At 68.7% G+C, this 4236-nt stretch carries 5 protein-coding genes and 1 pseudogene; 4 read left to right on the plus strand and 2 right to left on the minus strand.

Annotated elements, in window-relative coordinates; translation table 11 throughout:
- The 3 genes and pseudogenes from A9W95_RS02850 to rplO all read left to right on the plus strand — a co-directional run.
- Positions 1-326 (plus strand): annotated as a pseudogene (locus A9W95_RS02850) (30S ribosomal protein S5); the annotation flags it as partial.
- Complete coding sequence (gene rpmD, locus A9W95_RS02855; RefSeq protein ID WP_067409129.1) at positions 323-526, plus strand: 50S ribosomal protein L30; 204 nt, start codon at positions 323-325, stop codon at positions 524-526. The pseudogene A9W95_RS02850 and the gene rpmD, both read left to right, overlap by 4 nt.
- Complete coding sequence (gene rplO, locus A9W95_RS02860; protein WP_067409130.1) at positions 523-963, plus strand: 50S ribosomal protein L15; 441 nt, start codon at positions 523-525, stop codon at positions 961-963. Before rpmD ends, rplO begins: the two co-directional genes overlap by 4 nt.
- On the opposite strand, the gene A9W95_RS02865 is transcribed toward rplO, so the two are convergent.
- Positions 964-1887, minus strand: coding sequence for an LLM class flavin-dependent oxidoreductase (locus tag A9W95_RS02865; protein ID WP_067409131.1), 924 nt, complete (start codon positions 1885-1887; stop codon positions 964-966).
- Positions 1888-1935: 48 nt separating this feature from the next.
- Between A9W95_RS02865 and sppA the strand changes: the two genes are divergently transcribed.
- Positions 1936-3726, plus strand: a complete 1791-nt coding sequence (gene sppA, locus A9W95_RS02870; protein ID WP_067409132.1) for a signal peptide peptidase SppA — start codon at positions 1936-1938, stop codon at positions 3724-3726.
- On the opposite strand, the gene A9W95_RS02875 is transcribed toward sppA, so the two are convergent.
- A partial coding sequence (locus A9W95_RS02875; RefSeq protein WP_156745970.1) for an SAM-dependent methyltransferase occupies positions 3723-4236 on the minus strand: 514 nt, incomplete at its 5' end. The two genes, sppA and A9W95_RS02875, sit on opposite strands and share 4 nt — an antisense overlap.

The raw sequence follows: 4236 nt of genomic DNA on the forward strand, positions 1-4236 counted from the left end.
TCCAGGGTGAGGCCGCGGCCGGTGTGGTGCTGTTGCGCCCCGCCAGCCCCGGTACCGGTGTCATCGCCGGCGGTGCGGCGCGCGCGGTGCTGGAATGCGCCGGCGTGCACGACATCCTGGCCAAGTCGCTGGGCAGTGACAACGCGATCAACGTGGTGCACGCCACCGTCACCGCGCTGAAGATGCTGCAGCGTCCGGAGGAGGTGGCCGCGCGTCGCGGTCTGCCGATCGAGGACGTCGCACCGGCCGGCATGCTCAAGGCTCGGCGCGAAAGTGACGCGCTGGCCAGCGCGGCCGCGGCACGCGAGGCAGGGGCACAATCATGAGCGGTCAACTGAAAATCACCCAGGTACGCAGCACCATCGGCTCCCGCTGGAAGCAGCGCGAGAGCCTGCGCACCCTGGGTCTGCGCAAGATCCGCCACTCGGTGATCCGGGAGGACAACGCCCAGACCCGTGGTCTGATCGCGGTGGTGCGACACCTGGTCCAGGTTGAGCCCGCTGACTCCGGAGGTAACACACAGTGACGATCAAGCTGCACGATCTGCGGCCTGCGCCGGGCTCGAAGACTGCGCGTACCCGCGTCGGTCGCGGTGAGGGCTCGAAAGGTAAGACCGCCGGCCGTGGCGTCAAGGGCACCAAGGCCCGCAAGAACGTGCCGGTGACCTTCGAGGGTGGGCAGATGCCTCTGCACATGCGGCTGCCCAAGTTGAAGGGCTTCCGCAACCGGTTCCGCACCGAGTACCAGGTGGTCAACGTCGGCGACATCAACCGACTCTTCCCCGAAGGCGGCACCGTGGGTGTCGACGAGTTGGTGGCCAAGGGCGCGGTTCGCAAGAACGCTCTGGTCAAGGTCCTCGGCGACGGCAACCTGTCCGTCGCGGTGCAGGTGTCCGCGCACAAGTTCAGCGGCAGCGCGCGCGAGAAGATCACCGCGGCCGGCGGCTCCGCCACCGACCTCTGATCACAGCCGCGGAATCACCTCTGCGGCAAGGCGTTCCATCTGTTCGCGGTTCTGCGCGACGTCGAGCCCGACCGGGTTGAGCAGTAGCATCTGCGCGCCCGCGTCGATCACTTCGGCCAGGCCACGCACGACGTCGTCGGGGGTGCCCGACACCGGCACGTTCTCGACGCCGGGCATCTTGCCGTAGATACACCGCAGCCCGGTGAGCACGCGTTCGCGGGCCCGGTCGGCGTTGTCGTCGACCATCAGGTAGACCCGTTTGCCGATGGTGAACCGCGCGGGGTCCTTGTCTTGTTCGTCGAGTTCGCGGCGTACCGCGGCGGCGGCTTGGGCGAAGTCGGCGGTCGTCGAGGATCCCGCACCAAGGAACGCATCGCCGTGCCGCACCGCCCTGGCCAGCGCCTTGGGCGCCGACCCGCCGAACCAGATCGGCGGGTGCGGGCGCTGCACCGGCTTGGGCTGGATCGGCAGGTCGTCGACGTCGCGGAACCGGCCGTGGAAGCTCACCCGAGGCTCATCGGACCAGGCCGCTTTCATCAACTGCAGCCCCTCGGTGAAATAGCTGATGTAGCTGTCCTTTTCGACACCGAAGGCCGCGAAGCGACGGCGTCCGCCACCGGGTGCCACGCCGATGTCGAGGCGGCCATGGCTGAGCCGGTCGACGGCCGTCGCGGCCGAGGCGAGCTGCAGCGGGTCGTGCAGCGAGGTCACCAGGACACCGACGCCCAGCCGCAACCGCTGCGTGCAGGCCGCCGCGTACGCCAACAACTCGAGCGGCGCCAGTAACGGTGCCTCACCGATGATCTGTTCGAGCACCCAGCCGCCTTCGAAGGCAAGTTCCTCGGCGCGGGCTAAAAACGAGCGCAGCCCGTCGGCGTCGAATTCGTCGGAATCGAACTGTGGGATGGCGATCGAGAACCTCACCTCTCCACCGTACGGTGGCCATTCGCGGGCTGTCGGTACGCTGCAGATATGTTCGCCTTCTTGCCTTCCCTCCCCGGCGTCGACGACGTACGCGCGTTGGTCAACCGGGTCGACACCGCCCGTCACCACGGCGTGCCCAACGGCTGTGTGCTCGAGCTGGATCTGCGCTCGGTCCCGCCGGAGTCGACGGGGTTCGATCCGCTGGCGATCGTCACCGGCGGCGGCCGGGCCATGGCGCTGCGCGACGCCGTCGCCGCGCTGCACCGCGCCGCCGAGGACCCTCGGGTAGCCGGGCTGATCGCACGCGTGCAACTCTCCGCCGCACCCGTGGGCGCGGTGCAGGAGCTGCGGGAGGCCATCTCAGCATTCACCGCCGTCAAGCCGTCGTTGGCGTGGGCCGAAACCTATCCTGGCACGCTGTCCTACTACCTCGCCTCGGCATTCGGCGAGGTCTGGATGCAGCCGTCGGGAAGCGTGGGGCTGATCGGGTTCGCCAGCAACGCCCTGTTCTTGCGGGACGCGCTGGAGAAGGCCGGCATCGAAGCGCAGTTCATCGCGCGCGGCGAATACAAGTCGGCGGCAAATCTTTTCACCGAGGACGGCTTCACCGAGGCGCACCGCGAGGCGGTCACCCGGATGCTGGAAAGCCTGCAGGAGCAGGTCTGGCAGGCGGTCGCCGAGACGCGGCACATCAGCCGGGATTCGCTGGACGGCCTGGCCAACCGCGCCCCGCTGCTGCGCGACGACGCGGTGGCCGCGGGCCTGGTCAACACGATCGGGTTCCGCGACGAAGCCTACGTGCGGATGGCGAAATTAGTTGGCGTTGAGGAGGATTCGGCGAAGTCGATCGATCCGGACGAGAAGCCGCCCCGAATGTACCTGTCGCGCTATGCCAATACGGCGCGACCCCGGTTGGCGCCGCCGGTGCCGGCCATGCCCGGTCGCCGGTCCAAGCCGACGATCGCCGTGGTCTCGGTGGAGGGCACGATTGTCAGTGGACGCGGCGGGCCGCAGTTCTTGCCGCTGGGCCCATCCAGCTCCGGCGGTGACACCGTCGCCGCCGCGTTGCGCGAGGTGGCCGCCGACGATTCGGTGTCGGCCATCGTGCTGCGGGTGGACAGCCCCGGTGGTTCGGTCACCGCATCGGAGACCATCTGGCGTGAGGTGAAGAAGGCCCGCGACCGCGGCAAGCCGGTGGTGGCGTCGATGGGTTCGGTGGCGGCCTCAGGCGGCTACTACGTCTCGATGGGCGCCGACGCCATTGTGGCCAATCCCGGGACGATCACCGGTTCGATCGGTGTGATCACCGGAAAGCTGATCGTCCGCGACCTGAAGGACCGCCTTGGGGTCCGGTCGGACACGGTGCGCACCAACGCCAACGCCGACGCGTGGTCGATCGACGCGCCCTTCACCCCCGAGCAGCAGGCGCATCGGGAAGCCGAAGCGGACCTGATCTACACCGACTTCGTGGAGCGCGTCGCGCAAGGCCGCAACCTGACCACCGAAGCGGTGGACGCCGTTGCGCGAGGCCGGGTTTGGACCGGTGCCGACGCGAAGGAGCGCGGATTGGTCGACGAACTCGGCGGCTTTAGGACTGCGGTGCGTTGCGCCAAGGTGCTTGCCGGCCTGGACGAGGACACCGAGGTGCGCGTGGTCGGATACCCGGGCTCGTCGCTGCTGGACATGCTGCGCCCGCGCACCTCGTCGCAGCCCGCCGCGGCCGGGTTGCCGGAAGCCTTGGGCGCGGTGCTGGTTCGCTCGGTGGCCGGAATGCTGGACAACGTGGAGCACACCCTCAGCGGTGCCCGCGTGCTCTGGCTGGGCCAGTCGCGGTTCTAGCCGGTGCGGCGCAGACCGCCGCTGATGAAGATGATCTCGCCCAGCGGGTCGTCGTCTTCGGGGGCAGGGACATGGCAGCCGTGCCGTTGGAACAGTTCGGTTCGGGTGACGCCCTCGACGTCCCAGCCCTTGGCGCGCAGGTAATCCGCGACATGGTGGCGCGGCCCGGGGTACACCAGCGACGCCATGTCGATGTCGACGCCGTGGTCGCGGAACGACGGCGAGATGTCGCGTACTTTGTCGGCGTCGAAATCGATTATGCCGGGCACGAATTCGGTGGCGACCGTGCTGCCGGGCGCGCTGAGGGCGGTGATGTCGTCGAACAGCCGATCCTGCGCGTCGGGCGGCAGATAGATGAGCAGGCCTTCGGCTAACCAAGCCGTCGGTGCGCTGGTGTCGAAACCTGCGGCCTGTAGCGCGGTGGGCCAGTCACCGCGCAGGTCGATGGGGATGGGGCGCCGGGTGGCGGTGGGCTCGGCACCCAGATCGGCCAGTGTGGTCGTCTTGAAC

Origin of the sequence: Mycobacterium sp. 1423905.2 (genome assembly GCF_001673155.1) — a bacterium.
Taxonomy (GTDB): Bacteria; Actinomycetota; Actinomycetes; order Mycobacteriales; family Mycobacteriaceae; genus Mycobacterium.

What these genes read in the sequence shown, in the direction of transcription:
- rpmD (WP_067409129.1), top strand. Translation starts at nt 323, where the DNA reads ATGAGCGGTCAACTGAAAATCACCCAGGTACGCAGCACCATCGGCTCC.
- sppA (WP_067409132.1), top strand. Translation starts at nt 1,936, where the DNA reads ATGTTCGCCTTCTTGCCTTCCCTCCCCGGCGTCGACGACGTACGCGCG.